The sequence below is a fragment of the Halostella limicola genome (genome assembly GCF_003675875.1).
GTDB classification, from domain to species: domain Archaea; phylum Halobacteriota; class Halobacteria; order Halobacteriales; family Natronoarchaeaceae; genus Halostella; species Halostella limicola.
The window spans coordinates 94,110-118,783 of sequence record NZ_RCDI01000003.1 but is presented as its reverse complement, the minus strand read 5'-3'; the positions used below and the strand labels follow the sequence as shown (position 1 = coordinate 118,783).

At 69.2% G+C, this 24,674-nt stretch carries 22 protein-coding genes; 10 read left to right on the top strand and 12 right to left on the bottom strand.

Features of this window, described 5'->3' with window-relative positions:
- Positions 1-28: 28 nt before the first annotated feature.
- The 4 genes from D8670_RS13890 to D8670_RS13875 all read right to left on the bottom strand — a co-directional run bounded on the left by D8670_RS13890 (position 29) and on the right by D8670_RS13875 (position 4,844).
- Positions 29-349 (bottom strand): DUF8022 family protein, encoded by a 321-nt coding sequence (locus tag D8670_RS13890; RefSeq protein WP_121819289.1) that lies wholly within the window; start codon positions 347-349, stop codon positions 29-31.
- Positions 330-1,874: an acyl-CoA carboxylase subunit beta gene (locus D8670_RS13885; protein WP_121819288.1), complete on the bottom strand. Its 1,545-nt coding sequence runs from the start codon at positions 1,872-1,874 to the stop codon at positions 330-332. The genes D8670_RS13890 and D8670_RS13885 overlap by 20 nt, the downstream gene beginning before the upstream one ends.
- 91 nt (positions 1,875-1,965) lie before the next feature.
- Positions 1,966-3,366 (bottom strand): sodium-dependent transporter, encoded by a 1,401-nt coding sequence (locus tag D8670_RS13880; RefSeq protein WP_121818724.1) that lies wholly within the window; start codon positions 3,364-3,366, stop codon positions 1,966-1,968.
- Between the two features lie 146 nt (positions 3,367-3,512).
- Complete coding sequence (locus tag D8670_RS13875) at positions 3,513-4,844, bottom strand: sodium-dependent transporter (protein ID WP_121818723.1); 1,332 nt, start codon at positions 4,842-4,844, stop codon at positions 3,513-3,515.
- Positions 4,845-5,123: 279 nt separating this feature from the next.
- Between D8670_RS13875 and D8670_RS13870 the strand changes: the two genes are divergently transcribed.
- Positions 5,124-5,687 (top strand): alpha/beta fold hydrolase, encoded by a 564-nt coding sequence (locus tag D8670_RS13870; RefSeq protein WP_121818722.1) that lies wholly within the window; start codon positions 5,124-5,126, stop codon positions 5,685-5,687.
- Positions 5,688-5,819: 132 nt separating this feature from the next.
- Here D8670_RS13870 and D8670_RS13865 read toward each other — a convergent pair whose 3' ends face one another.
- From D8670_RS13865 to D8670_RS13855, 3 genes are all read right to left on the bottom strand, one after another.
- On the bottom strand, positions 5,820-6,530 hold the full coding sequence (locus D8670_RS13865) for an SDR family oxidoreductase (protein ID WP_121818721.1): 711 nt from the start codon (positions 6,528-6,530) through the stop codon (positions 5,820-5,822).
- Between the two features lie 121 nt (positions 6,531-6,651).
- Entirely contained in the window at positions 6,652-7,611 is a 960-nt protein-coding gene (locus D8670_RS13860) for an NADPH:quinone reductase (RefSeq protein ID WP_121818720.1), read from the bottom strand.
- A gap of 76 nt (positions 7,612-7,687) precedes the next feature.
- A complete protein-coding gene (locus tag D8670_RS13855) occupies positions 7,688-9,229 on the bottom strand; it encodes an HVO_2922 family protein (RefSeq protein WP_121818719.1) in 1,542 nt (513 codons plus the stop codon).
- Positions 9,230-9,330: 101 nt separating this feature from the next.
- Between D8670_RS13855 and D8670_RS13850 the strand changes: the two genes are divergently transcribed.
- The 7 genes from D8670_RS13850 (at position 9,331) to D8670_RS13820 (ending at position 14,973) form a co-directional block, all read left to right on the top strand.
- Positions 9,331-10,128: an FkbM family methyltransferase gene (locus tag D8670_RS13850; protein ID WP_121818718.1), complete on the top strand. Its 798-nt coding sequence runs from the start codon at positions 9,331-9,333 to the stop codon at positions 10,126-10,128.
- A gap of 25 nt (positions 10,129-10,153) precedes the next feature.
- Positions 10,154-10,939, top strand: coding sequence for a CDP-alcohol phosphatidyltransferase family protein (locus tag D8670_RS13845; RefSeq protein WP_121818717.1), 786 nt, complete (start codon positions 10,154-10,156; stop codon positions 10,937-10,939).
- A complete protein-coding gene (locus tag D8670_RS13840; protein ID WP_121818716.1) occupies positions 10,936-11,325 on the top strand; it encodes a DoxX family protein in 390 nt (129 codons plus the stop codon). Before D8670_RS13845 ends, D8670_RS13840 begins: the two co-directional genes overlap by 4 nt.
- Positions 11,326-11,519: 194 nt before the next feature.
- Positions 11,520-12,539 (top strand): zinc-dependent alcohol dehydrogenase, encoded by a 1,020-nt coding sequence (locus D8670_RS13835; protein ID WP_121818715.1) that lies wholly within the window; start codon positions 11,520-11,522, stop codon positions 12,537-12,539.
- The gene (locus D8670_RS13830; RefSeq protein ID WP_121818714.1) at positions 12,539-12,913 is read left to right on the top strand and encodes a 6-pyruvoyl trahydropterin synthase family protein; all 375 of its coding nucleotides are present in this window, start codon (positions 12,539-12,541) and stop codon (positions 12,911-12,913) included. Before D8670_RS13835 ends, D8670_RS13830 begins: the two co-directional genes overlap by 1 nt.
- Positions 12,913-14,010: a glycosyltransferase family 4 protein gene (locus D8670_RS13825; RefSeq protein WP_121818713.1), complete on the top strand. Its 1,098-nt coding sequence runs from the start codon at positions 12,913-12,915 to the stop codon at positions 14,008-14,010. Before D8670_RS13830 ends, D8670_RS13825 begins: the two co-directional genes overlap by 1 nt.
- A gap of 30 nt (positions 14,011-14,040) precedes the next feature.
- On the top strand, positions 14,041-14,973 hold the full coding sequence (locus D8670_RS13820) for a class I SAM-dependent methyltransferase (protein WP_121818712.1): 933 nt from the start codon (positions 14,041-14,043) through the stop codon (positions 14,971-14,973).
- Positions 14,974-14,986: 13 nt separating this feature from the next.
- Here the strand turns inward: D8670_RS13820 and D8670_RS13815 are convergent, their stop codons facing one another.
- The 5 genes from D8670_RS13815 to D8670_RS13795 are packed head-to-tail and all read right to left on the bottom strand — an operon-like array spanning position 14,987 to position 23,085.
- Positions 14,987-15,376 (bottom strand): secondary thiamine-phosphate synthase enzyme YjbQ, encoded by a 390-nt coding sequence (locus D8670_RS13815; RefSeq protein ID WP_121818711.1) that lies wholly within the window; start codon positions 15,374-15,376, stop codon positions 14,987-14,989.
- A gap of 36 nt (positions 15,377-15,412) precedes the next feature.
- On the bottom strand, positions 15,413-17,410 hold the full coding sequence (locus tag D8670_RS13810; protein WP_121818710.1) for a SpoVR family protein: 1,998 nt from the start codon (positions 17,408-17,410) through the stop codon (positions 15,413-15,415).
- A gap of 16 nt (positions 17,411-17,426) precedes the next feature.
- The gene (locus D8670_RS13805; protein WP_121818709.1) at positions 17,427-18,740 is read right to left on the bottom strand and encodes a YeaH/YhbH family protein; all 1,314 of its coding nucleotides are present in this window, start codon (positions 18,738-18,740) and stop codon (positions 17,427-17,429) included.
- A complete protein-coding gene (locus D8670_RS13800) occupies positions 18,731-21,013 on the bottom strand; it encodes a PrkA family serine protein kinase (RefSeq protein ID WP_121818708.1) in 2,283 nt (760 codons plus the stop codon). The genes D8670_RS13805 and D8670_RS13800 overlap by 10 nt, the downstream gene beginning before the upstream one ends.
- The gene (locus tag D8670_RS13795) at positions 21,013-23,085 is read right to left on the bottom strand and encodes a PrkA family serine protein kinase (RefSeq protein ID WP_121818707.1); all 2,073 of its coding nucleotides are present in this window, start codon (positions 23,083-23,085) and stop codon (positions 21,013-21,015) included. The genes D8670_RS13800 and D8670_RS13795 overlap by 1 nt, the downstream gene beginning before the upstream one ends.
- Positions 23,086-23,658: 573 nt before the next feature.
- Here D8670_RS13795 and D8670_RS13790 point away from each other — a divergent pair.
- Positions 23,659-24,048, top strand: coding sequence for a DUF5820 family protein (locus D8670_RS13790; RefSeq protein WP_121818706.1), 390 nt, complete (start codon positions 23,659-23,661; stop codon positions 24,046-24,048).
- A gap of 25 nt (positions 24,049-24,073) precedes the next feature.
- On the top strand, positions 24,074-24,520 hold the full coding sequence (locus tag D8670_RS13785; RefSeq protein WP_121818705.1) for a UPF0179 family protein: 447 nt from the start codon (positions 24,074-24,076) through the stop codon (positions 24,518-24,520).
- The last annotated feature ends 154 nt before the right edge of the window (positions 24,521-24,674 follow it).

The following is a 24,674-nucleotide window of genomic DNA, read 5'->3' as shown; positions in this document are numbered from 1 at the left end:
CACTCGTCGGTCGGCGCGGCCGAGCCGCTCAGAACCGGTCGGTCCGGCCGGTGGCCGTCCACTCGTCGGTCGGCGCGCTCGCGGGGACGCGGTCGCGCGCGCCCTGCGTCGCCTCGACGCGGCCGGCGAACCGCCAGCGCTTGCCCTCCCAGGTCGGTTCGCTGTCGGCGGCGGCGGCCGCCGCGGCGCGGTCGCGGTCGTGCAGGTGCGCGCCCACCGCGGCGACGATGGCCGCCGCCTCCTGCGTCGAGGCGTCGTTCGGGATGTCGACGGAGACGTCGTCCGGGAGCAGGTCCGGCACCTCGCCGTCGGCCTCCTCCGCGGTCGCCTCAGAGCGGGATGTTACCATGTTTCTTGTCCGGCTGGTCCTCGCGCTTCGAGCGCAGCATCTCCAGGTCCTGGATGAGCCGCGGCCGCGTCTCGGTCGGTTCGATCACGTCGTCGACGAACCCGCGGTCGGCCGCGGTGTACGGGTTGGCGAACTCGTCGCGGTACTCCTCGATGAGCTCCTGGCGGAGCGACTCGGTGTCCTCGGCGGCCTCCAGCTCGTCGTCGTACAGCAGGTTCACCGCACCCTGCGGCCCCATGACGGCGATCTCGGCGGTCGGCCAGGCGTAGTTGACGTCCGCGCCGAGGTGCTTCGACGCCATGACGCAGTACGCGCCACCGTAGGCCTTCCGCGTGATGACGGTCAGAAGCGGCACCGTCGCCTCGCTGTAGGCGTACAGCAGCTTCGCGCCGTGGCGGATGATCCCGCGGTGCTCCTGGTCCGTGCCGGGCATGTAGCCGGGCACGTCGACGAACGTGACGATCGGGATGTTGAACGAGTCGCAGAAGCGGACGAACCGCGACGCCTTCATCGACGAGTTGACCGTCAGCGTGCCCGCGTTCACGCGGGGCTGGTTGGCGACGACGCCGACGGAGTGGCCGTCGAGCCGGCCGAACCCGACGAGGATGTTCTTCGCGAAGTTGGCGTTCACCTCGAAGAAGGATCCCTCGTCCACGATCGAGTCGACGACGTTCTCCATGTCGTAGGGCTTTTGCGGGCTGTCCGGGACGATCTGCTTTAGCTCGTCGTCGCGGCGGTCGGGGTCGTCCCACGGCTCGACTCGGGGCGGGTCCTCGACGTTGTTCTGCGGGAGATACGAGAGGAGCCGCCGGATCCGGTCGAGCGCCTCCTCGTCGTCCTCGCAGGCGAACTGCGCGACGCCGGTCTCCGAGGAGTGGGTCATCGCGCCGCCGAGTTCCTCGTGAGTGACGTCCTCACCGGTGACCGTCTTCGTGACGCCGGGGCCGGTGATGTACATGTGGCTCGTGTCCTTCACCATGAAGATGAAGTCCGTGATCGAGGGGGAGTACACCGCGCCCCCCGCGCACGGCCCCATGATCCCGGAGATCTGCGGCACGACGCCGCTGGCCTTCTGGTTGCGGTGGAAGATCTCCGTGAACCCGGCGAGCGACTGGACGCCCTCCTGGATGCGCGCGCCGGCGGAGTCGTTCAGGCCGATGATCGGCGCGCCGACCTCCATCGCCATGTCCATCACCTTCGTGATCTTCTCGGCGAACACCTCGCCGAGCGACCCGCCGAACACGGTGAAGTCGTGGGCGAAGACGAACACCTTCCGGCCGTTCACCTCGCCGTAGCCGGTCACGACGCCGTCGGTGAGGATCTGCTTCTCCTCCATCCCGAAGTTGTGCGAGCGGTGCGTCCTGAACTGATCGAACTCGTTGAACGTCCCGTCGTCCAGGAAGTACTCGATCCGCTCGCGGGCGGTCATCTTCCCCTTCTCGTGCTGGGACTCGATGCGCGCCTCGCCGCCGCCTTTCTCGGCCTCCGCGCGCAGTTCGCGGAGCTCTTCGATGCGATCCTCCATCGTCATTGATAGGACCACCCGTGTGTCATCATTGACCGATCGCACTACCAGCGGAGGGAAAAGGTTTCTGTAAGCCGCAGACCGTTCCCCGCTACAGCACGGATCGAGACCGGCGCAGGGCGACGAACGCCGCGGCCGCCAGAACGGCGGTCAGGGCGACGACCACCGTCGACCCCAGCGAGACGTTCACGGCGCCGAGGATCCCGGTGACGACGGTGAAGATGAGGAAGACGGGGAGCGCGACGCCGACCACGTACAGCCACGGCGACCCGAGCGAGCGCCCGAGCGGCCCCGCGCCGTTCCGGAACTCCTCTACCGCCTCCGTCCCCAGCACCCACCCGGCGAACAGCAGGAAACAGAGCAGGCCGAGCGACAGGAGCAGGTCGACGAGCGTTGAGGCGACGAAGTCGAAGATCGCCGGGCGGAGCGCGTTGACGGTCCCGAACACGAGGAACGCGGACGACATCGCGGCGGTCGCCCGCCGCCGCCCGAACCCGTGTTCGTCCACGAGGTAGGCGACGGGCAGTTCCAGCATGCTGATCGAACTCGACAGCGCCGCGAGCGTCATCACGCCGAAGAAGACGACGGCGACGAGGCGGCCCGCCGGCAGCGTCGAGAAGGCGCTCGCGAGGCTGACGAACAGCGCGCCGGGGCCGCTCTCGCCGACGGGGAGGCCCTGCGCGAACAGCAGCGGGAAGACGACGAGGCCGGCCACGACGCCGACGCTCGTGTTGAACACGGCGATGACCGCGCTGTCGGCCGGGAGCGACCGGTCCTCGCCGATGTAGGAGGCGTAGGTGATCATCGTCCCCGCGCCGACCGAGAGGGTGAAAAGCGCTTGCCCGGTGGCAGCCCCAAGCACGTCGAAGAAGTTGTTCCGCAGGTACGCGGCGTCGAACGAGAGGAAGTAGGTCAGGCCGTCGCCCGACCCGGACAGGGTCGTCCCCCACGCCGCCAGGCCGACCAGGAGCACGACGATGGCGGGCATCATCACCTTCGTCGCCGCCTCGATGCCGCGCCGGACGCCCGCGACGACGATGGCCGCCGTCAGCAGCAGGAACACGACGTGGTAGGCGACGGCCGACGGGCCGAAGGCGACGGCGTCGAAGTACGCGCCGGGAGCGTCGAAGTACGCGCCGGTCGCGCTGGCGACGAAGTACCGGAGGATCCAGCCCCCGACGACGCTGTAGAACGAGAGCAGAAACACCGTCGTGACGACCGGGAGGAGGCCGACGATCCCCCACCGATCCGACTCCGAGAGCGTGGAGAGCGCGCCGACGGGGTTTCGTCTGGAGCGTCGACCGATGACGAACTCAGCGACCAGACCGGGGACGCCGACGAACAGGACCAGTCCGAGGTAAAGCACCAGAAAGGCGCTTCCGCCGTTCTCGGCCGTCATCCAGGGGAACCGCCAGACGTTCCCCAGGCCGACGGCGCTCCCGACGGCGGCGAGGATGAAGCCCGTCCGCGTCGTCCAGGATTCGCGTGTCACTGGTGATCAATCCCTCGGGTGCGTAAAAGAGAGTTCCGAACCGCGTTCCATCAACTACGTGATGGTATTATCCGATGTTATGCGTGTGAGTCCGGTTTCGGCGGTGCTATCGGCGAGGAATAGACATCAAAAATAGTGTGTTTACGTCAGATCGGCGGGAGGATGCCCGGGTCGTCCGCGAGCCCCTGCACGCCGAGCACGAGCGTCCCCAGCACGGCGACGAGCACGACGACGCGCACCGTCCACAGCCAGACGGGACCGAGCGTCGGGATGCCGGCCGTTCCCTTCTGGAGTTCGTCGAGCGCCTCGTCCGCCAGAACCCACCCGACGAACACGAGGACGAGGAGGACGGACAGCGGTAGCAGAGCGCCGTACGCCACCGCGTCGAACCAGGTGAACACCGCGATGTCAAGCGCCGACGGGACGCCGAGGAGGAACAGCACCAGGCCGAGACCGGTCGCCGTCACCGGCCGCGAGACGTCGTAGTTGTCGACGACGTAGGACGTGACGACCTCCAGCAGGCTGATCGCCGAGGAGAGCGCGGCGATGAGCACGACGCCGAAGAAGACGACGCCGAGGAACCGGCCGGCCGGCAACTCCGAGAACGCCTGCGCGACACTGATGAACACTGCCCCGGCGCCGCCCTCGCCGGGTTCGACCCCCTGCGCGAACAGCAGCGGGAACACGACGAGGCCCGCGAGGACGCCGACAAACGTGTTGAACACGACGATCGAGAGGCTGTCCTGTCCGAGGTTGTCGTCGGCGCCGAGGTACGAGGAGTAGGTGATCATCGCGCCCATCCCGAGCGACAGCGAGAAGAACGCCTGACCCACCGCGAACGGGACGATGTCGCGCCAGTTCTCGGCGATGTCGCTCAGGTCCGGCGAGAGGAAGAACTGGTAGCCCTCGGCGCCGCCCGGCAGCGTCGCCGCCCACGCCGCGAGGCCGAGCAGCAGGACGACGATGCTCGGTACCATCACTTTCGTCGCCTTCTCGATACCGTCCTCGATGCCGAACGCGACGATCCCGACGGTGATCGCCATGAAGGCGGCGTGGAAACCGACCGTCACCATCCCGGAGCTGATCGTCCCGAAGTACCCGGCGGGGTCGCCGAAGTACGCGCCCGTCACGCTCCCGAGGAGATAGCGGATCACCCAGCCGCCGACGACCGAGTAGTACGAGAGGATCCAGAACCCCGTCAACAGGCCGAGGACGCCAACGAACCGCCACTTCCGGTACCCTAACCCGCGGAACGCGCTCACGACGTTCAGGTTCGACCGCCGGCCGATGACGAACTCCGCGAGCATCGCCGGGAGGCCGATGGCGACCGCAGCGAGCAGGTACACGACGAGGAACGCCGCCCCGCCGAACGTTGCCGTCTTGAAGGGGAACTGCCAGATGTTGCCCAGCCCGACGGCGCTGCCGACCGCCGCCAGGATGAACCCGATCCGGGTGCCCCATACTTCTCGTTCTGCCATAGCTATACGAGAGAACCAGCGTTATCGGTGATATATCTGGCCTTCTCCGGGTGATTTGGTAATCAGGAACACACGACCACGCACCGCGCGCTCCGACGCGCCGGTAATCCGCCGGTACGGCGGCCGAGGGACAAGTTGTCGTAACGACCCCGGATTATTTTTAGTAAGGGCTGGGATCCTTCTGGGAGTGGGTATCGAACTGATCGAACTCGACGTCGGATCGCAGACGTACGAAGCGCGGCTGACAGCGCAGGAAGAGTCCGCCGACGAGGGGTCGTGATGCTCCCGGGCGCGGGTCACGGTCCGTTCGGCAACGTCTTCGACATCGTCGCGTACGAACTCGCCGGGGCCGGAAAGCGGGTCTTCCGGGTCGAGACCTGGGAGTCCCGCGAGGAACTGGAGGCGAAGTCCCTCGACGAGTTGCACGCGGAGGTCGACGCTGCCGTCGACTACCTCCGGTCGAACGGCTGTTCGACGGTCGACCTGATCGCGAAGAGCTTCGGGGGCGGCGTCGCGCTGAGCCACGACCTCGACGCGGTGGACCGGCTGCTCTTGTGGGCTCCCGCCGTCGAGGTCGGCGTCGATGCGGCCGCCGCGAACGATCCCGGAGAAGAGGTCGGCGAGAGCGAGGACGTCCTGATCGGTATCGAGGACCTCGACGTCGACGTTCTCGTCCGGATACTGGTCGGCGACGAGGACCGCGGCGTCTCGGTCGACGACTGCCGGCGGATCGCCGACGCGGTCGGGGACGGCGACATGACGGTGATCCCGGGCGAGAACCACTCGTTCAACGAGAACCGCACGGCCGTGGTCGAGCACACGCTGCGCTACCTGTCGTCGTAGGCGGCGAGACAGGACGTCGAGGCCGGACTCGACGGCCCCGGTCCTCGGGGGAACCTCGGATCCTCCCTGGGAGAACTACGCCTCTACGAAGCCTGAATCCCTCGGACTCACATTCGTTCGTCCGTGTGTCATTCAGGCTTCGCCGTACACGGGCACCGCGGCCCCGCTCGTCACGCTCGCGCCGTCGCTGCAGAGGAACGCGACGACGTCCGCGATGTCCGCGGGGTCGACCCACGACTCGTGGTCGGCGTCGGGCATCATCTCGCGGTTCATCGGCGTGTCGATGACGCTGGGCATGATAGCGTTGGCCCGCAGATCCCCCTCGTTCTCCTCGGCGACGGTCTCGGTGAGCAGGCGGATGCCCGCCTTCGAGATGCGATATGGGCCGTCGCCTTCACCGCCCTCCAGCGAGGAGCGGGCGCTGACGCTGACGATCGCGCCCTCCGACTCGCGGAGGTGGGGGATGAGGTGTTTCGACGCGAAGAACGCCGACTTCAGGTTCACGTCCAGCAGGAAGTCGAACTCGTCGGCGTCGGTCTCCTCGATCGGCGTGCCGCCGCGCCAGGTGCCGGCGATGTTGGCTAGCGCGTCGACGCGGCCGTGGTCGTCGATGACGGATTCGACGACCGACTCGACGGCGTCCTCGTCGGTCAGGTCGGCCTCGTAGAAGTGGGTGTCGTCGTCGGGGTCGAGCATCGCGTCCTCCTCGTCTGGCGCTACCACGTCGAGCGCGCAGACGGTCGCACCGGCGTCGCGGAAGCGGTCGACGACAGCGCTGCCCAGCGCGCCGCTCGCGCCGGTGACGACGGCGACGCGACCGTCGAAGTCGAAGCTCACGGACATGTCCTTCACGACGGCCGCGAGCGGAATAAAACGGTGGGCTCAGGGGGACCGTTGTAACTGTTCACCGGCATTCGCCGACATCGCGTCGGCGGAGTACCGGAACGACCTGGAACAGTCCCTCTCAGGGCTCGACGACGAGCTTGCCGAACACGCTGTCCTCGACCACGGCGCGGTGGGCCTCGCCGACCTCGTCGAGGTCGTAGATCCCGGCGATTTCGGCGGTGAGGTCGCCCCGCGCCATGAGCGTGGCGAGCCGGTCCAGCACGGCGCGGAAGTCCGGCGTGTTGAACATGCTCATCAGGTGGATCCGGAGTTCCTTCGAGCGCGCCGCGGGCGTGTTCGAGAAGCCGCTCTCGGGGCTGTTGCCGCCGATGCCGACCACGCGGGCGTGCTTCGCGGCGACGTCCGCGTCGAACTGCAGGTAGTCGTCGAGGCGGTGGTCGAGGATCGCGGCCGGTTCGCCGGCCGCCCGGACCGCGTCCGCGAGGTCGTTGCGGTCGTAGTCGAGCACGTCGTCCGCGCCGAGCGCTTCGATGCCGGAGTGGTACTCCGGCGCGGCGGTGGTCGTCACGCACGCGCCCGCCGCAGCGGCGATCTGGACGGCGACGTGGCCCACGCCGCCGCTCCCGCCGTGGACGAGGCAGCGCTCGGCCGGTTCGAGGCCGGCGTGGTCGATTAGCGCGCGCCACGCCGTCACGCCGACGAGCGCGACGCCCGCGGCCTCGCGGAAGCCGATACCGTCGGGCAGCGGGGCGACCCGGTCCGTCGGCGCGACGGCGTACTCGGCGCAGGTCCCCTGCCGGTCGTTGCCGAGGCCGGTGCCGAACACGCGGTCGCCCTCCGCGAACTCCTCGACGCCGTCTCCGACGGCCGCGACCTCGCCCGCGAAGTCCGATCCCGGTACCATCGGGAGTTCGGCGGGTTCGTACGAGCCCTCACGGAAGTAGGTGTCGACGGGGTTGACCGCCGCGGCCGACACCGCGACGAGCACTTCTCCCCGGCCCGGTTTCGGTCGCTCGACGCCCTCGTCGACCTGCAGTACGTCCCGACCGCCGTGCTCGTGATAGCGAACTGCGCGCATACCCGTGGATCTGTCGGCCATCCCGATAAGCGTGTGCGCATCGGCCGTCTCGGCCGTAGAAAAGCGACGAACGGCGCTATCGATCGACGACGTCGGCGTCGGCCGCGGTCCGCTGCACCGCGGCGATGCCTTTCTTCGCGTTCTGCTTCGACGAGTAGCCCTCGCCGCCGTCGGCGACGACGTTGCCGTTGCGGTGGCGGAGCCGCCAGCGGTACTCGCCCGCCTTATCGACGTACACCACGAAGCCGAGGGGGTCGAAGGTCAGCGTGTCGGCCTCGGGCGCGTACTCGCGGACGCGCTCGAAGCCGTTCTCCGCGCCGCGCTCGGCGGCGTACCCCTGGCTGCTGTCGGCGACGATCTCGCCGTTCCCGGCTTTCAGCCGCCAGCGGTACTCGCTCGCGGCGTCCTCGTAGAACTCGGGCTTGGCCTCGACCCGGTCCCGGACGCGGTCGACCGCCTCGGCGGCGTTGCTCCGGGAGGCGTAGCCCTCGCCGCCGTCGGCGAGGATCCGGCCGTTGCGGTGGCGGAGCCGCCAGCGCCACTCGTCGGCGTTGTCGCGGTAGATCTCGAACGCCGCGGGGTCGTGTTCGAGCGTGTCGGCGTCGGCCACGCGGCCGGTCAGGCGCTCGACCGCCGCTTCCAGCGCGCGCCGGGAGGCGTAGCCCTCGCCGCCGTCGGCGATGACGTTCCCGTTGTCGTGGCGGAGCCGCCAGCGCCAGTTGCCGCCGCGGTCCTCGTAGATCTCGACCGTCGACCCGTCGGACGGCGAGTCGTCGGGGTCCGGTAGCGCATCGGCCGGGTCCTCGGCGGCGTCGTCCTCGGTCGCGTCGCCCGTCGCGGCGTCGCCGGCGTGCGCGGCTTCACCAGCCGGCGCGTCGGTCGCGGCGCCAGCGTCGCTCGCCGCGGCGGGCGGTGACTCCAGGCGCTCGAGGTCCGCGCCCGGCGCGTTCCGTCGGACGCTCTCGATGCCCTTCTTCGCGTTTCGCTCGTCGGTGTACCCCTCGCCGCCGTCGGCGATCACGTTGCCGTTGTCGTGGCGGAGCCGCCAGCGGTACTCGCTCCTGCGGTCCTCGTACAGTTCGAACGTCGCCTTGCTCTCGGGGGGCGCCGCGGTCGTTTCGGCCGCCGTAGGGCCGGTCGCGGCCGCCGGTGCCGGTTCGTCCGAGACGGCGGGGAACAGGAAGGCGGCGACGACTTCGATGCCGATGCCGAGCGCGTACCCCGAGATGATGATCGGGCTCAGGTCCCCGGTGTCCACGTTCCAGCTGCTCGGATATGCGAAGAGGAAGCCGATCACCGAGAGGAGACTGACCGCCAGACCCAGATACGCCACTCGCGTCGCTCGCTCGCGCAGCGGGAGCACGACGATGAACCCGTACATCAGCACCGGCAGCGCGAGCGCGCCGATAGAGAAGGACAGCGACCGATACGTCCAGAACGCGCTGGTCCCTTTCGTCGCCGTCGTGGAGAGGAGGAAGAGGGCGAACCCGATCACCCCCAGCACCGACCCGACGACGAACGCCCAGTAGCCGTACGCCTCGTCGGAGGTGTGCGGCTCCGCGATGTTGTCCGTGTACCAGTCGACGAGCGCGCCGTCAGCGGGTCGATCCGTACTCATACGTACATTTATATCACCTTCGGATGGTAAGTGTTTGGGAAAAGATAACAAATCACTAATCACGGTAAGCTACAACACGCCGCCCGCCGAACGCCGAACCGATGGACCCCCGCTCGACGGCTGCGAGCGCCGCTCGCCGAGCGTTTTACCGGCTCCGACGCCTCGGATACGGGGCGTACTACGGGCTCGCCCGGCTGAACTACGAGCGGGAACTCCTCGCGACCCCGAAACGGACGGCAGCGGGCGAGATACGGACGTACGACCCGCTCAACCGCCACGGGCGCGATGCCGCGCTCGCCCGCCTCGCCGAGGCGGCCGGTCCTGACGACGTCGTCGTCGATGCCGGCGCGAACGTCGGCGCCTACGCGCTCGGCCTGGCGAGCGACCCGGGCTGTCGCGTCGCCGCGTTCGAACCCGCCCCGGAGACGTTCCGCCGGCTGGAGGCGAACGACGCGGCCACGGACCCCGTGGGGCGAGTGACTACCTACCGAGTCGGCCTCTCCGACGAGGACGGGACGGCGACGTTCTACCGCTCCACGTACCCCGAACTCTCCTCGTTCGAGCGGTTCAACGCGAGCCGCTGGGAGGCCGAAGCGCGCGACGCCGTCGAGGTGCCAGTTCGCCGCCTCGACGGACTGGTCGCCGACGGCACCGTCCCGCCGCCGGACTTCCTGAAAGTCGACGTGGAGGGCCACGCCCTCGAACTCCTCCGGGGCGCTCGCGAGACGCTGACCCGCCACCGGCCGACCGCGGTCGTCGAGGTACACCCCGTCGAGGGCGGGCCGGGGCCGCGGACGAGCGACCGCGAGGACGCGGTCCGGGCGCTGTTCCGCGATCGCGGGTACGCCGTCGACGCGGACGGCGACCTCTGGTTCTGCCGCCCCGACGCCGAAATTTAACACCGATCTCGTCGTACAGTAACGGGTGAGTGGATTCCGGAACCGCGACGCGTCACGCCGGTCCCGGCGCGCGTCGCTGTGGCTCCGCTGGACCGGAACGGCGGCCCTCGCGGCGTGCGCGCTCGGCGCGGCCGCGGTCGCCCTCGATGCCCTCTGGCCGTCGGGCCGCGTCGCGCGCTGGACCGCGGTCACGCTCGCGCTCGTCGCCGTCGAACTGGCACTGCTCGGTTACGGCCTCGGCCGGAACCGGCGCGGCCCGGGCGGGCCGTTGCTCCCCGACCTCGGCGTCGCCAACGCGGTGACGCTCGCTCGGGGGCTGCTCGTCGCCGGCGTCGGCGGCTTCCTCCTCGTCGACGCGCCCGGCGGCCTCGTCTGGGTCCCGGGGACTCTCTTCCTCGCCGCGGTCGCCCTCGACGGCGCGGACGGCGTCGCCGCCCGGCGGCTCGGCCGCGTGACGGAACTCGGCACCTTCCTCGACGTGGAGTTCGACTCGCTGGGGCTGCTCGTCGGCGTCCTCGTGGGGATCGTCTGGGGACAGCTGCCGCCGTGGTACCTTCTCGCCGGCCTCGCACGCTACGCCTTCGCCGCCGGCGCCGCGGCGCGACGCCGGCGCGGCCTGCCGGTCCACGACCTGCCCGACAGCGCCCGGCGGCGGGTCCTCGCGGTCGTTCAGATGCTCGTGGTGGGTGCCGTGCTCCTGCCCGTCGTCGGGCCGCCGGCGACGTGGGCAGTCGCGACCGCGGCGCTCGTCCCGTTCCTCTGGGGATTCTGGATCGACTGGCGCGCGCTCTGCCGGGGTGCGGACCGATGACCGACGGCGACACGGTCCGACGGTGGCTCCCGCTCCTCTTCCGCGCGGTCGTGCTCGCCGTGGTCGGCCCGGCCGCCCTCGAAAAGGCGATCGACTACGGCGGGCAGGTCGCCTTCTTCGAGAGCCTCGGCGTCCCCGCCCCGACCGCGATGGTCGCCGTCGTGGGCGCGACGGAGGCGGTGACGACGGCGCTCGTCGCCGTCGGAACGCTCGGGCGGGTCGCCGGCCTCGTCCTCGCCGTCGTCATGGTCTCGGCGGCCGCGTTCGGCGGCCCGAACGCGGCCAACCTCGCGGCGCTGGTCGCCGCCCTCGGCGTGGCCGCCCTCGGCACCGGCGCGTACTCGCTCGGCCCGTCGACCGCCGAACTGCTCGGGCGCGGGGACTAGAACAATGGTCGGCGAGGCCGTAGGACGGTGCGTGACGGGTTCGCACCGCCGCAGACGCCGCACCGGATACGACCGCCGTGCGCCGGAACGGGGCCGATGACCGGGACAGCGGCAACGAGGGGAGGGGGACCGATGACGGGAGAGAGACGACGGGAGAGGACGCGACGGGAAGAGACCGACGGCGGGGGCGTTCGATGACGGGCCGGTCGCTCCGTTTCACTGCGTCGCGGTCGGTCGAAGTGCGCGAGCGTCCGGTTCCCGACCCGGACGACGACGAAGTGCTCGTCGAGACGACCGCGTCGGCGATCAGCCCGGGCACCGAACTGCTGATCTACCGGGGCGAAGCGCCGACCGAGATGGAGGCCGACGAGACGATCGACGCGCTGGCGGGCGACCTCTCCTTCCCGCTGTCGTACGGCTACGCGGCCGTCGGTCGGGTCGCCGAGGTCGGCCGCGAGGTCGACGAGGCGTGGCGCGACCGCCGCGTGTTCGCGTTCAACCCGCACGAGAGCCACTTCGTCGCCGGCCCGGACGACCTGATCCCCGTGCCGGAGGAGCGCTCCGACGCGGAGGCGGCGATGCTGCCGAACGTCGAGACCGCGGTGAACTTCGCACTGGACGCCCGTCCGCGCGTCGGCGAGCGGGTCGCCGTCTTCGGCCAGGGCGTCGTCGGCCTGCTCACCACCGCCGTCCTCGCTTCGTTCCCGCTGGCGTCGCTTCGCACCGCCGACTGCTACGAGACGCGGCGCGCGACCTCGGAGGCGCTCGGCGCGGACGAGAGCGTCGACCCCGCCCGCGACGACGTGGTCGAGCGACTGCGCGGCGACGACGGCGAGGGGGCAGACGGCGCCGACCTCTCGGTCGAGCTGTCGGGCGACCCCGCCGCGCTGGACCGGGCGATCGACGTGACGGGGTTCGACGGGCGCGTCGTCGTCGGGTCGTGGTACGGCACCAAGCGCGCCGACCTCGATCTGGGCGGCCGGTTCCACCGCAGCCGCATCGAGCTAATGAGCAGCCAGGTGAGCACCGTCGACCCGGAGCTTCGCGGCCGCTGGACGAGCGAGCGCCGGATCGAGACGGCGTGGGACCGGCTCGACCGGATCGACGTGGACCGCCTGATCACGCACAGAGTGCCGATCGAGGACGCGTCCGAGGCGTACCGCCTGCTAGACGAACGGCCGGACGAGGCCATCGGAGTCCTCCTCACGTACTGATGTACACAGTCACCGTCTCCGAGACGTTCGTGGCACAGCACTACCTGACCGTTCCCGACCCCGGACCGGAGGGCGACCTCCACTCCCACACCTTCACCGCGGCGGTGGAGTTCGCCGGGTCGGAACTCGGCGAGTACGGCTACCTGCTCGACATCGACGACGCCGTCGAGGCCGTGGAGGCCGCCGCCGAACGCTACCGCGACGCGACGCTGAACGACCTCCCCGAGATAGAGGGGAACCCGAGCGCGGAGCGCCTCGCTGCCGCGTTCGGCGACCGCGTCGCCGACCGCGTCGACGCGCCGGCGGCTGAGACGATGACCGTCACCGTCCGCGAGGACGACGTCGCCGAAGTGAGCAATCGGCGAGCGCTCTGATGCGCGTCGGCCTCGTCGTCTACGGCGACCTCGGGGCGACCTCCGGCGGGTTTCGCTACGACCGTCGCCTCGCCGCGGCGCTCCGGGACGCGGGCCACGCAGTCGAGCCGATCGAACTCCCGTGGCGGCCCTGGAGCGCCGCGCTCGCGCACAACCTCTCGCCGCGGGTACGCCGCCGCCTCCGTGGGTACGACCTGCTGGTCGTCGACGAGCTCTGTCACCCGTCGCTCGCGGGCGTCGTCGCCCGGGTCGACGCACCGACTGTCGCCGTCGTCCACCACCTGCGCTCCCGGGAGCGACACCCGCGGCCGCTCCGGGCGGCCTACCGCGCCGTCGAGCGCCGGTTCCTCCGAGGAGTCGACGCCGCGCTCTGCGTCAGCGAGGCGACCCGGCGCGACGTGCGCGCCCTCGCGAACGTGCCGACGGCGGTCGCCCCGCCCGCGGTCGACCGGTTCGGCGACCTGCCCTCGCGCGAGCGGATCCGCGAGCGCGCCGGCGAGGACCCGTTTCGGATCGCCTTCGTCGGCAACGTCGTCCCGCGGAAGGGCCTCGACGCGCTCCTCAGGGGTGTCGCGCGCCTCCCGCGGGAGGGCTGGCGGCTCGACGCGGTCGGGGACCTGACCGTCGATCCGGCTTACGCCGAGCGCTGCCGCCGACTCGCCGCCGACCTCTCCGTCGCCGACCGGACGAGGTTCCGCGGCCGCCTGTCCGACCGCAACCTCGCCGGCGTCCTCGCGCGGAGCCACGTTCTCGCCGTCCCCTCCCAGTACGAAGGGTTCGGCATCGTCTACCTCGAAGGGATGGCGTTCGGCCTGCCGGCGCTGGCGACGACCGCCGGCGGCGCGTCGGCCATCGTCGAGCACGGCGAGACGGGGCGGCTCCTCCCGCCCGACGACCCCGCCGCGCTGGCGGCCGCACTCCGCGACCTCCGGGACGACCGCGGCCGCCTCCGCGATCGGAGCCTCGCTGCCCGCGACCGCTCCGAGGCCCATCCTTCGTGGGACGAGAGCATGGCTCGTGCCCGGGACTTCCTCCGTTGCGTCGCGAACGGGGAGGCGTCGACCGGGGAGACGACCGCGGACGCGGCCGGGGCATAGACATTTGCCGCCGCCGGTCGACGGACGCCTATGGACGACGCGCCCGCCGACGCGTCAGAGGACCGCCCGCGATACCTCGCCGCCAAGGGCCCCGTCGACGACCGGGCGCGCAACCGCCGCGTCGAGGAGCGACTGGTCGAGGAACTCGGCGACTGCGAGGACTTCACGACCCTCTCGGTCGGTGCGGGCCTCTGCAACGCGCTCGACCGCCTGCTGTCGCTCCCGCTCTCCGTCGGCGAGTACGTGGCGGTCGACGCGGACCCGGCCGTCGTCGACGCGGCCCGCGAGCGCGTCCCCCGGCGCCTCGCGGCGGCCGGGTTCGAGATCGCCGCCCGCGACCCCCTGCGGGTGCGCCGGGGGGACCGCGAGACGACCGTTCGCTTCGAGACCGCCGACGCGTTCGCGTTCGCCGCCGACAACCGGTCGCGGTTCGACCTGCTGGTCGGCCAGTCGTTCGTCGACCTCGTCGGCGCGGAGCGGGCGCTCACCGATCTGAGCGCCGCACTCGCGCCCGGCGGGTGCTGGTACTTCCCGCTCACCTTCGACGGCGGAACGATCTTTCAGCCGACCGTCGACCGCTCGCTGGACGACGCGATCGAGCGCTGCTACCACGAGCACATGGACCGGATCCGCGACGGCGAGGGGAGCAGTCGCGCCGGCCGGAACCTGCTCGACGCCGCGCGGCGGCGCGACGGCGTCACCCTGCTCGACGCCGGCGGGTCGGACTGGGTGGTCCGCCCGCGATCGACGGGCGAGCGGGCGACGTCCGGCGGCGCGTACCCCGACGACGAAGCGTACTTCCTCCGGCGCATCCTGGGGTTCGTCGACGACGCGCTCGCCGAGCACCCGGCGGTCGACGACGCCGACAGGGAGCGCTGGGGCCGCCGGCGCAGGGAGCAGGTCGCCGCGGGCGAACTGACGTACGTCGCCCACCAGATCGACGCGTTCGGGCGGGTCGAGTGACGGGACGCGCTGATTACTCCGCCGTCGCGACCGCCACCTCGCGCGTCCGCGGGCCGTCGCACTCCACCAGCAGTATCGACTGCCACGTGCCGAGTTCGAGGTCGCCGTCCGCGACGGGGACGCTCACGTCCGGGCCGAGGAGGGTCGCACGGAGGTGCGAGTCCGCATTGCCGTCCAGCCGGTCGTGGGCGTGGCCCTCGTCCGAGACGAGGTCCGACAGGAAGTCCTCGACGTCGCCGCGGAGCCGCGACTCGTCTTCCTGCACGACGAGCGCGGCGGTAGTGTGGCGCACGAACGCCGTGCACACCCCGTCGGCGTCGTCGGGCACGGCCGCGGCCACGCGGTCGGTCACGTCGACGGTCGTCAGGCGGGCGTCAGTCTCCACCGAGAAGCGGTCGGCCATGTCCGGGAGGACGCCCGGCGACGGGAAAAGGTTAGTTCAGGCCAGCCACTCGTCCGGCTTGGTGTCGTAGTCGACGTCGCTCGCGGCGATGTCCTCGACCTCCTCCCATGGGAGGTCCTCGACCGTGTGCTCCTCGCCGTCGTAGCGCAGCAGCTTCCCGGTCTCCTCGGGGTCGGGCTCCTTGTCGCGGCGCTTCGCGACCTCCACGTCGTGCTCGTCGACCTCCTTGACGATGGTCATGAGGTTGACCGGGCGACCCCACAGCTCGAAGACGCGTTCGAGCGTTCGCTTGGCCTGCTGGACGTCGAGCATGACGCCGTTGTAGTGATGCCCCAGCAGCAGCTCGTTCCGGTTGTTGTAGTTGCCGTCGTAGACGGCGATGGTCGGCTTGCCGAAGTTGGTGAACTGCAGCAGCAGCTTCTTCTTGACGTCCTCGTAGTCGGTGCTGGCGACGCGGTTCTGCCCCGCGGCCTGTGAGTACTCGTAGGTGAAGTACTCGTTCTCGTCGACGAACTCCTGGGTGAGGAACTCGTCGAGGAACGTCACGTCGTTGTGGCTCTCCCGGATCTCGCGCATCCGGTCCCAGCCCCGCGTGAAGTTCACGTCGGCGAGCGCCTCGTCGACGTCGTCGTACACCGCGTCGTCGAACATGTACCGCCCGATGTGTTCGAGGTCGCTCTGGCTGATCTGCCCGAGGAAGCCGCGGTACTGGCGCTTGACTAGCGAGTAGTGCCGCCGGGCCAGCCCTTCGTAGGTCAGCACCTTCCAGGGGTGGCGGTCGACGTCTATCTCCCCCTCGCGTGCGCGGTCGAGTGCCTCGCGGTCGACGTACTCGTCGGGCAGGTCGGCGACTTCGTCGAGCGAGTCCGAGGAGATCGAGTCCAGCGCTTCCGGCGGCTCTAAGGCCTCCAGCACGCGCCCGAAGTCGACGGTGTCGGTGAAGTTCCGCCAGGAGATGCCGTCGACGCGGAGCAGGGTCTCGACGACCTCGCGCCGGTTCGTCGTGTTCTCGATGTACTCCCACAGCTCCTTGCCGAGGCTGTACGGGTTGAGGCCGGGCGACCCGAGGACGCGGGCCTGGTGGTCGGCGTAGCTGATGAACTCGTCGGCGTCGGCGAACGCCTCCTCGCCCATCATCATCGACTCCCAGTAGGCGGCCCACCCCTCGTTCATCACCTTCGACATCTTCTGGGCGGCGAAGTAGTACGCCTCCGCCCGCAGCATGTCGAGCACGTCGCGCTGCCACGGCTCCATCTCGGCGGCCTTCCCCGCCTCCTCGTCGTACTGCTTCCCGTGGGCCCGGAGGAAGGCGAGCACGTCCTTCTCCGGCTCGTCCGGGAACGACACCGGCTCGCCGTCGTCGCTCTGGCGTTCGAGCCACTCGTCGCTGAACACCTCCTCGCGGACCTCGTCGGAGAGGTCGAGCTCCGAGAGCTGCTCGCTCAGGTCGCCGTCGGGGTCCGCGCCGGTGTCGGTCTCGGCGAGCACCTCGGGGTCGAACACCTGGTGCTGGTCGATGTTGTCCTCGAGCGTCAGCAGGTTGTCGATCCACTCCTCGACCGCCGCGCGGTCGATGTCGGGGTCCTGCATGTAGTCGCTGATGTTGCGCGCGTGGCGCTCCAGCATCGCCGCCGCGTCGAGGTCGTCGGCGAACATGCCGAACCACTCGTTGTTGGCGAAGAAGTCGGCGTGGGCCTCGACGTGGGTGATCACCGCCTTCTGGTCGGCGAGGTCGTTCGACTCCTGCAGGAACGCGTGCGAGGGGTTGTCGTTGTTGACGATCTCGAACGCCTTCCCGCCGCCGTAGCGGTCCTGCTTGCGCTGCTTGTCGTACTTCATCCCCCAGCGCCAGTGCGGGTAGCGGCGCTGGAACCCGTCGTAGGCGATGAGCTGGTTCATCTCGTCGTAGTCGACGATCCAGTAGTTCACCGGGTACGGGTCGAGGCCGAGCCGCTCGGCCAGTTCGTTGGCGTCGTCGACCGGCTGCTGGAGTTCGGCGGCGATCCGTCGCGCCTCGTAGCGGTCGAAGCTCATGGGTCCTCCGTGGTAGTCACGATTCTTCCTCCTCCGTGCTCAGGATCTCGTAGATGGCGTCGGTCACGTCGTCCGGTCCGGTGACGTACGCCACCGCGACGTCGTTGCTGTCCTCGCCGAAGTGGCGCTCGACCTCCTCGGCGTGGGTGGCGTTGATGGCGTTCCCGCTCGGCTGGGTCTCCACGTAGGCGTGGAGGTTCGCCGGGATCTGCTCCATCAGCGGGATGACGCCCTCCTCGGTGTCGTTCGAGGAGTTCTCGCTGTCGCCGGCCGCGAACACGTAGCGGTTCCAGTCGCTCCAGGGGTACTCCTCCAGGAGCTGGTCCGCCAGCTCGTAGGCCGACGATATCTTCGTCCCGCCGCCCGACCGGATGCCGAAGAAGTCGTCGCGCTCGACCTCCCAGGCCTCCGCGTCGTGGGCGATGTAGACGAACTCGGCGTTGTCGTACTTCCCCTGCAGGTACCAGTCCAGCGGCGTGAACGTCCGCTCGACCAGCTCGCGTTTCTTCTCGCGCATCGAGCCGCTCACGTCGCGGATGTTCACGACGACGACGTTCTTCTCCTTCTCCTCGATGATCTCGGGGTGGCGGTAGCGCTCGTCCTCGCGGCGGAACGGGACGTGGTCGATCCCGTCGCGGCGGATCTGCTCTTTGATGTCCTCGCGCTCGACGTTGGCCTCGACCTCCTCGATGCTCTCCCACTCGCCCCGCTCGCCCTCGGGGATGTCGGAGTAGCGCTCGTCCAGCCACGCCTTCGAGACGGGGATCGACTCGCCGCGGGCCCACTCGAACGCCCGCTGCGGGCCGACGCCTTCCACTTTTAGCACCTCGGTGATGAACTCCTCGTCGAAGTCCATCGCCAGCTTGCGCTTCAGCCCCTGTTTGAACATCCGCTCGAAGTCGAGCGTGCTGTCGGGGCCGGTCTTCGTGAGGTCCTTGTAGGGTCCCTCCTTCTCCTCGACGACGCTTTTCCCCTTGGGTTCGAGGTCGAGGCCGAGCTCCTCGTCGAGCTCCTCGGCGAACTTCTCGGGGTCCATCTCGTAGTACTCGTGTTCGCCGCCCTCTTCCCCGGGCTCTCCCTCCTCGTCGCCGTCGCCGGGCTGTGGCTGCGGCTGGCCGACGGGGTCGCCCACGTCGGCGTCGCCCTGCCCGACGCCGCCCTGGTCTCGCTGGTCGTACTGGAACTCCGGGAGGTCCACGATCTTGATCGGGACCCGGATCTCCGACGGCAGGCTCTGTCCGAGGTCGCCGTACTGGATGAAGTCCGCGAGGTCCTCGCGGCGCTCCTCCCCGACCTCGTAGAACCGTTCCAGGTCGTCTTTCAGTCCCATTTGTAGCTCACCTGTGCCATGACGTGTCTGCTCGTCAGCTCGGCCGACGCCTCGGTGTAGTCGAACATCTCGACCATGTTCTCGATCGTCTCCTCCTTGACCGCGGCCGTCTCGGTGCCGCTCGGCGGGTCGTCCCACTGCCGCGGGTCGAAGTCCTCGAAGATCCGCGCCACGTCGTCCCAGTCGTGGGACTCGAGGACGCTCCTGATGATCGGGATCTCCGTCAGGTCGACGTCGGCGACGGAGAAGTCCTCGTCGCGGTGCTCCCAGGCGTGGCGGTTCAGCGCCGTGATCACCTTGTCCGTGCGGAACTGTCGGACCGCCGGCGAGGGCTCGTTGCCGTCGTAGCTCTCCGGCGAGAACCGACCGAGGTGCTCGGTCTCGAACACCTTCATCGCCAGCGGGTCCGGGTCGACGCGCTCGCCGCGGTCGTTCTCCAGTTTCTCGTCGGTCGCCCACGCGTACACGTGCTCGACGTACTCGGCGACGGTCTCCTCGTCGACCCGCCGGTCGCGCATCATCGCGTCGACGACGTCGGTCTCCTGCTCCTGGAAGACGTGGTTCTTGACGGGCACGACCCGGTTCTCGAACTCGGTGCGCTCCCCCGGCGAGAACACCGGCGCGTCGGTCAGCCCCTCGGCCATCGCGTTCAGCACGTCGCGGGGCATGATCACGTCCTCGACGTTCAGCTCGGGGTGGTGCCGGTCGCGCACCTCGTGCAGCAGGTCGGCGATCGCGTCGCGGGTGTACGTGACCGGGATGCCGTGCTCGCCGTTCGTCGCGTCGTCCTCGAACTCGAAGTCCTCCTTCTCCAGGCGCTCGTCGCCGTCCTGGAGGTACCCGCGGTCGAACAGCATCGCCTTGTCCACGAGGTCGAGCCCGGCCGGGAGGTCCTCATCGTCGAGCCTAGTGACGACGCTGTACAGCGCAGCCGCCTCGACGGCGTGGGGCGCGAGCTCTCGCTCGCGGAGGGTCCCCTCGGCGTCTTTCACCTCGATCGTCAGTGGCTCCGCGATCTTCCGCTCGACGACGTCGTCGGCCTCGGCGTCCCAGACCTCCGTCTCGTTGGTCAGTTCGCGCCGGATCAGCTCGGTCTCCAGGCTGAGGTTCGTCAGGTACGTGAACTCGTGCTTGTCGAGGCGGCGCTTGAGCGCCTTCAGCGGGTCCATCCCGTTCTTCTCGGCGTGCTGGTTCAGCTTCGCCTCCAGGTCGGGGTTCGAGATGATGACCAGTTGCGTGTCGATGTCCATCCCGATCCCCTTGTCGAGCTTGACCGTGCGCTCGTCGGGCACGTTCAACAGCTTCTGGAGCAGGTCGGCGTGCTGAGCGGCGTCCTCGACGACCGTGAGGAGGCCGTTGCCCTGCGAGAGCACGCCGTCGTAGGAGAACGCCTGCGGGTTCTTCCGGCCGCGGGAGTCGAGTTCCTGGAGCATCCCGTGCATCCAGGTGCCGACCAGCCGCTCCTTGGGCTGGCCCTCGTCCTCCGAGTGGAGGACGCCGATCCCCTGCCCCACGTCGACGACGTAGTTCTTCACGCGCAGGTGCGACGAGTCCGCGACCGTCGAGAACAGCTCCGCGTCCCCGCGGCGGCGGTACTGCTCCTCCAGGTACTCGTACGCCTCCCGAGAGAACGGGTCGAGGCGCTGGTCGACCCGGATGTCGAGGTGATCGTCGTTGGACTCGTTGAGGTCTTCGAGCAGCTTCTCGCGGACCTCCGCCGGGAACACGGAGAGCGGGTGGGCCTGCACGGGGCTCTCGTACCAGTGGTCCTCGTCGACCGGCGAGTCGCCGCCGTAGCTCAGCCCGCGCGTGTCCTCGGCCGTGTCGACGTTCCACTCGACGGTGTAGCGCCGCCCCTCGGGCGTCTTGGAGTACTCCCGCAGGCCGTTGATCAGACACCGCTTGAGCTCGGACTTGCCGGTCGCGGTCGGCCCGTCGAACCAGACGATCTTCTCGTCTTTGGCGCGCTCGGCCGCGATGGAGCGGAGGTCGTCGACGAAGGCGTTCAGCACCTCCGTGTTGCCGAGCACGGCGTGCTCGCCGTCGTTGTGCGGGTCGTCGAAGAAGCGGTAGCGCTCCTTCTCCTCGCCCTCTTCGACGACGGTCCGGGTGCCGGCGGCCTCGATCGCTTCGAGGAGGTACTTGCTCGCGTGCGAGGCGATCCGCGGCGTCTCGAACACCGCGTCGACGTACTCGTCGAGGCTCATCGGCTCCTCGTACGTGTCCTCGAGCGCGCGGTCGGCCTCGCTGACGAACTCGTCGCCGCGACTCATCAGTCCTCCATCTCGGCTTTGGCGACCTCGGCGCCGGCGAACTCGAGCACTTCGCGAGCGCCCTCCTCGCTGTACCCCTGCTCGATGAGCGCGTCGATCCACTCGTTGCGCTCGTCGTCGTCGAACTCGTTGCTGGAGACCAGCGCCGAGAAGTTGATGTTGTGCTTCTTGTCCTCCCAGAGCTTCCGCTCCAGGGCGCGGCGCAGGCGCTCGTTGTCCTGCGGGTTGAACGCCTCGCCCTCGCGGGCGCGACGGGACACCCAGTTCGACACCTCCTGGCGGAAGTCGTCCTTGCGGTCCTCGGGCACGTCGAGCTTCTCCTCGACCGCGCGCAGGAACGTCTCGTCGGGCTCCTGCTCGCGGCCGGTGAGCTCGTCCTCGACGGTCTGGTCGTCGATGTAGGCCATCACGTGGTCCATGTACTTCTCGCCCTGGCGCTCGATCTCGTCGATGTCGTAGGCCAGCGCGTGGCGCACGTCCTCGATCGCCCGCTCCTTGTACTCCTCGCGGACGATCTCGAGGTAGCGGTAGTACGTATCGAAGTTCTCCTCGGGGATGGAGCCGTGGTGTTCGAGGTTCTCCTCGAAGAAGTTGAACACCGTCAGCGGCGAGAGGAACCCGCGCTCGCGGTGCTTCGAGTCCATGATCGCCTCGGCGATCTCGTCGCCGATGAACCGGGGCGAGACGCCCTCCATGCCCTCGCCGATCTCGGCTTTCGCCTCGGCCTCCTCGCGGAGTTTCTTCTCGTCGATGTCGTCGCCCTCGTCGACCTCGCCGTTGTACGCCTTCGCCTTCTGGAGGAGGTCGACGGTCTCGGTGTCCGGCTCCTCGATCCGGGTGAGGACGCCGAACAGGCCGGCCATCTCGTGGGTGTGGGGCTCCACGTTGATGTCGGGCACGTCCGCGTTCGACAGCATCTTCCGGTAGATCTCGGCCTCCTGCTCGTAGGAGAGGACGTACGGGAAGTCGATCCGCTTGGTGCGGTCGTTGAACGCCTCCATCTTCTCGTCGCCCTTCTTGTCCTTGTACTCGGGCATGTTCGTCCGCCCGACGATCACCTGGTCGATGTCGATCCGGGGGTTGTTCTTGGGCTTGATCGTCTGCTCCTGGGTCGCGTGCAGGAAGTCGTAGAGGAACTCCCGCTGGAGCTTCAGCAGTTCCTCGCCGGAGAAGATGCCGCGGTTGGCGTTACAGAACGCCCCCGAGTAGTCGAACGCCCGCGGGTCGGACTCGCCGTAGACGGCGATCTTCGAGTAGTTGACGTCGCCGGTCAGTTCCGTCTCGTCTTGGTTCTTCTTGTCCTTGGGCTCGAACGTCTCCAGCCCCTGGCGCTTGTTCTCGTCGGCGACGAGGCGGACGACCTCGACGTGGTTCGAGAGCACCTGCTGGAGGTCGTCCTCGTAGTGGGCCAGCAGCCGGTCCATGTAGAACTCCGACTCCGGATCGAGGCTCTGCTCGTTGCGGATGGAGTAGGGCGCGTCGAGGCGCTCGTTGAGGTCGTCGATGATCGACTCGCGCTGCTCCTGCGGGACGAGCACCAGCGGGTCCTGGTTCATCGGCGACCGGACCGTGTCGTCGGCGGGGTCCTGGTCGTCGATGACGTCGCAGAGGTTCGTCCAGCGGAACGTGTACATCCGGCCCTCGTCCCGCATCGTGTAGTCCTCGTAGTACTGGCGCACCTGCTGGTCGAACGCGGACTTGCCGGACCCGACCGGACCGAGCAGGAGTTTGATGCGGCGCTCCGGTCCGAGGCCGCGTGCCGAGGACTTCACCTTGTTGACGAACTCGTGGATCGCCTGGTGGATCACCTTCCCGTAGAAGGTGTTCTCGCCGTCGTTGACCGGGTCCTCGGACACCATCTTGTACTCGACGACGCCGGCTTCCTCGTCGTACTCGGTGCCGTAGTAGTCGAACATGTCCGCGACGCGCTGGTGTGCGTTGCGGGCGATCTTCGGGTCGTCGTACACCTCGTCGAGGTACCAGTCGAACGACTTCGTGTCGCGCAGGTCCTCCGGAACCGATTCCTGGTACTCCTCGCTCAACGCTTCGAGTGTGTCGATGTCTCCTGTCATTGTATCACGGTCGGTTGGTTGCCCACCCCGTTGCCGGCCGCCGCCGCGGTCCTCCGCGCGGTGTACCGACCCGTCGCCGTCGCCGACGAGGGGAGAGCGCGGGGCCGAACCCGCGGTGTCGGGACGCGTCCGCCCGGGTGACCACCGCTCCCCGACGCCGCAGTCGCGGCTCCCGCCAGGGGCGGACGCGGCGGGGCGACCGAACTTCGATCGGAGCGTGACATGTGTGGTCTTTTACCACACCCGTGCGCGTAACCGCTGCTTCTCCCGCGGGGAGCGACTGAGAACGTCGTCGACGACTGAACCGATGCGGGGCGCCAGGGTGGGTACGGCGGCGGACGGCCACCGATAGTATTTAATTAGTGAGTTTCCGATACACTTAAGCCTAACTCCAAAAGGTATTTGTCTGTATAAATATTCCGATATAGATCGGGTGAAACCGCAGGGCCGACGCCGGACGACGGACGGCGCCGGTCCGGAGAACTGGCCGTTTTTATATAGTCGGGGTGGATCTCGGCCACTTCGTAGCCTGCAATCGGGAGGTCCTTAATCGTCGGGGGGCAATCGGGCGCCATGACCGACGTCGACGCGCCCGAGGGCTGGGTCGTCTGGAACGAGGAGCCCGACGGGCGACTGATCCTCGCTTACCGCCCCGACGTGTTCGACTCGGACGCGTTCCCGGCCGAGTGCCTCCCCACACTGTACCTGACCCGAGGGCGGCGCAACGCGCGCCGGCCCGGGACCTCGCCCGCCGCGAACGCCGACTGGCACGTGACGCTGTACCTGGAGCCGGACGTCGACCACGGCGGCGACCGCTACGAGAGCCGCGACGCCGCGGTCGCCGGCGCGATGGACCTCGCCGAGTCCTTCGCCGACGGCGAGGTGGACTACCGCGACCTGTACCAGGTCCCCCGCGAGGACTACTTCGAGCGTCTCGACGAACTGACCGGACGAGAAACTTAACCACCGCGACCGCTTACGGGCGGCCATGAGCCAGGTCACGCTCGTCGGCACGCGCCTCGCGTCCGTCGGCGAGGAGTTCGTCTACCACGGGGAGGCCCCCGGCTGCGAGGGCTGTCCCTACCGCAGCCAGTGTCTCAACCTCGACGACGGCGTCAGGTACCGCGTCACGGGCCTCCGCGACAACGCCCAGACGCTGGAGTGCGCCGTCCACGACGGCGGCGTCCGCGCCGTCGAGGTCGAACCCGCGCCGGTCCGCGCGAACGTCCCGTCGAAGAACGCCTACGCGGGGAGCAAGGTGAGCCTCGCCGGCCCCTGCCCACACGTCGAGTGCCCGAGCCACGAGTACTGCGTCGCCGACGGTGCGAGCGACACCGAGGAGCGACAGATCGAGGAGGTCGTCGGCGACCCGCCGCACGACCGCTGCGAACTCGACCGCGACCTGACGCTCGTGGAGTTCGCGCCCGAGGAGTAGCCGACCGACGCGGCGTGACCGACGGGGTTCTCGCGTTTCATTCGATACCGTTCACCGGCCGCGCTCGGTTCGACATTGCCAAGCGGCCGCGCTGGCGTCTCGTCGCCAGCACCGTGACGCGTAGCGTCACGATCCTCGAGGCGTAGCCGCGAGA

Bases quoted from the DNA above. Each gene is read 5' to 3' on its own strand.
- D8670_RS13790 (WP_121818706.1), top strand. From the start codon at position 23,659: ATGACCGACGTCGACGCGCCCGAGGGCTGGGTCGTCTGGAACGAGGAG.
- D8670_RS13890 (WP_121819289.1), bottom strand. From the start codon at position 349: ATGGTAACATCCCGCTCTGAGGCGACCGCGGAGGAGGCCGACGGCGAG.
- D8670_RS13795 (WP_121818707.1), bottom strand. From the start codon at position 23,085: ATGACAGGAGACATCGACACACTCGAAGCGTTGAGCGAGGAGTACCAG.
- D8670_RS13805 (WP_121818709.1), bottom strand. From the start codon at position 18,740: ATGGGACTGAAAGACGACCTGGAACGGTTCTACGAGGTCGGGGAGGAG.
- D8670_RS13810 (WP_121818710.1), bottom strand. From the start codon at position 17,410: ATGAGCTTCGACCGCTACGAGGCGCGACGGATCGCCGCCGAACTCCAG.
- D8670_RS13800 (WP_121818708.1), bottom strand. From the start codon at position 21,013: ATGAGTCGCGGCGACGAGTTCGTCAGCGAGGCCGACCGCGCGCTCGAG.
- D8670_RS13860 (WP_121818720.1), bottom strand. From the start codon at position 7,611: ATGCGCGCAGTTCGCTATCACGAGCACGGCGGTCGGGACGTACTGCAG.
- D8670_RS13825 (WP_121818713.1), top strand. From the start codon at position 12,913: ATGCGCGTCGGCCTCGTCGTCTACGGCGACCTCGGGGCGACCTCCGGC.
- D8670_RS13870 (WP_121818722.1), top strand. From the start codon at position 5,124: ATGCTCCCGGGCGCGGGTCACGGTCCGTTCGGCAACGTCTTCGACATC.
- D8670_RS13865 (WP_121818721.1), bottom strand. From the start codon at position 6,530: ATGTCCGTGAGCTTCGACTTCGACGGTCGCGTCGCCGTCGTCACCGGC.
- D8670_RS13820 (WP_121818712.1), top strand. From the start codon at position 14,041: ATGGACGACGCGCCCGCCGACGCGTCAGAGGACCGCCCGCGATACCTC.
- D8670_RS13785 (WP_121818705.1), top strand. From the start codon at position 24,074: ATGAGCCAGGTCACGCTCGTCGGCACGCGCCTCGCGTCCGTCGGCGAG.
- D8670_RS13875 (WP_121818723.1), bottom strand. From the start codon at position 4,844: ATGGCAGAACGAGAAGTATGGGGCACCCGGATCGGGTTCATCCTGGCG.
- D8670_RS13855 (WP_121818719.1), bottom strand. From the start codon at position 9,229: ATGAGTACGGATCGACCCGCTGACGGCGCGCTCGTCGACTGGTACACG.
- D8670_RS13885 (WP_121819288.1), bottom strand. From the start codon at position 1,874: ATGGAGGATCGCATCGAAGAGCTCCGCGAACTGCGCGCGGAGGCCGAG.
- D8670_RS13815 (WP_121818711.1), bottom strand. From the start codon at position 15,376: ATGGCCGACCGCTTCTCGGTGGAGACTGACGCCCGCCTGACGACCGTC.
- D8670_RS13840 (WP_121818716.1), top strand. From the start codon at position 10,936: ATGACCGACGGCGACACGGTCCGACGGTGGCTCCCGCTCCTCTTCCGC.
- D8670_RS13830 (WP_121818714.1), top strand. From the start codon at position 12,539: ATGTACACAGTCACCGTCTCCGAGACGTTCGTGGCACAGCACTACCTG.
- D8670_RS13850 (WP_121818718.1), top strand. From the start codon at position 9,331: ATGGACCCCCGCTCGACGGCTGCGAGCGCCGCTCGCCGAGCGTTTTAC.
- D8670_RS13835 (WP_121818715.1), top strand. From the start codon at position 11,520: ATGACGGGCCGGTCGCTCCGTTTCACTGCGTCGCGGTCGGTCGAAGTG.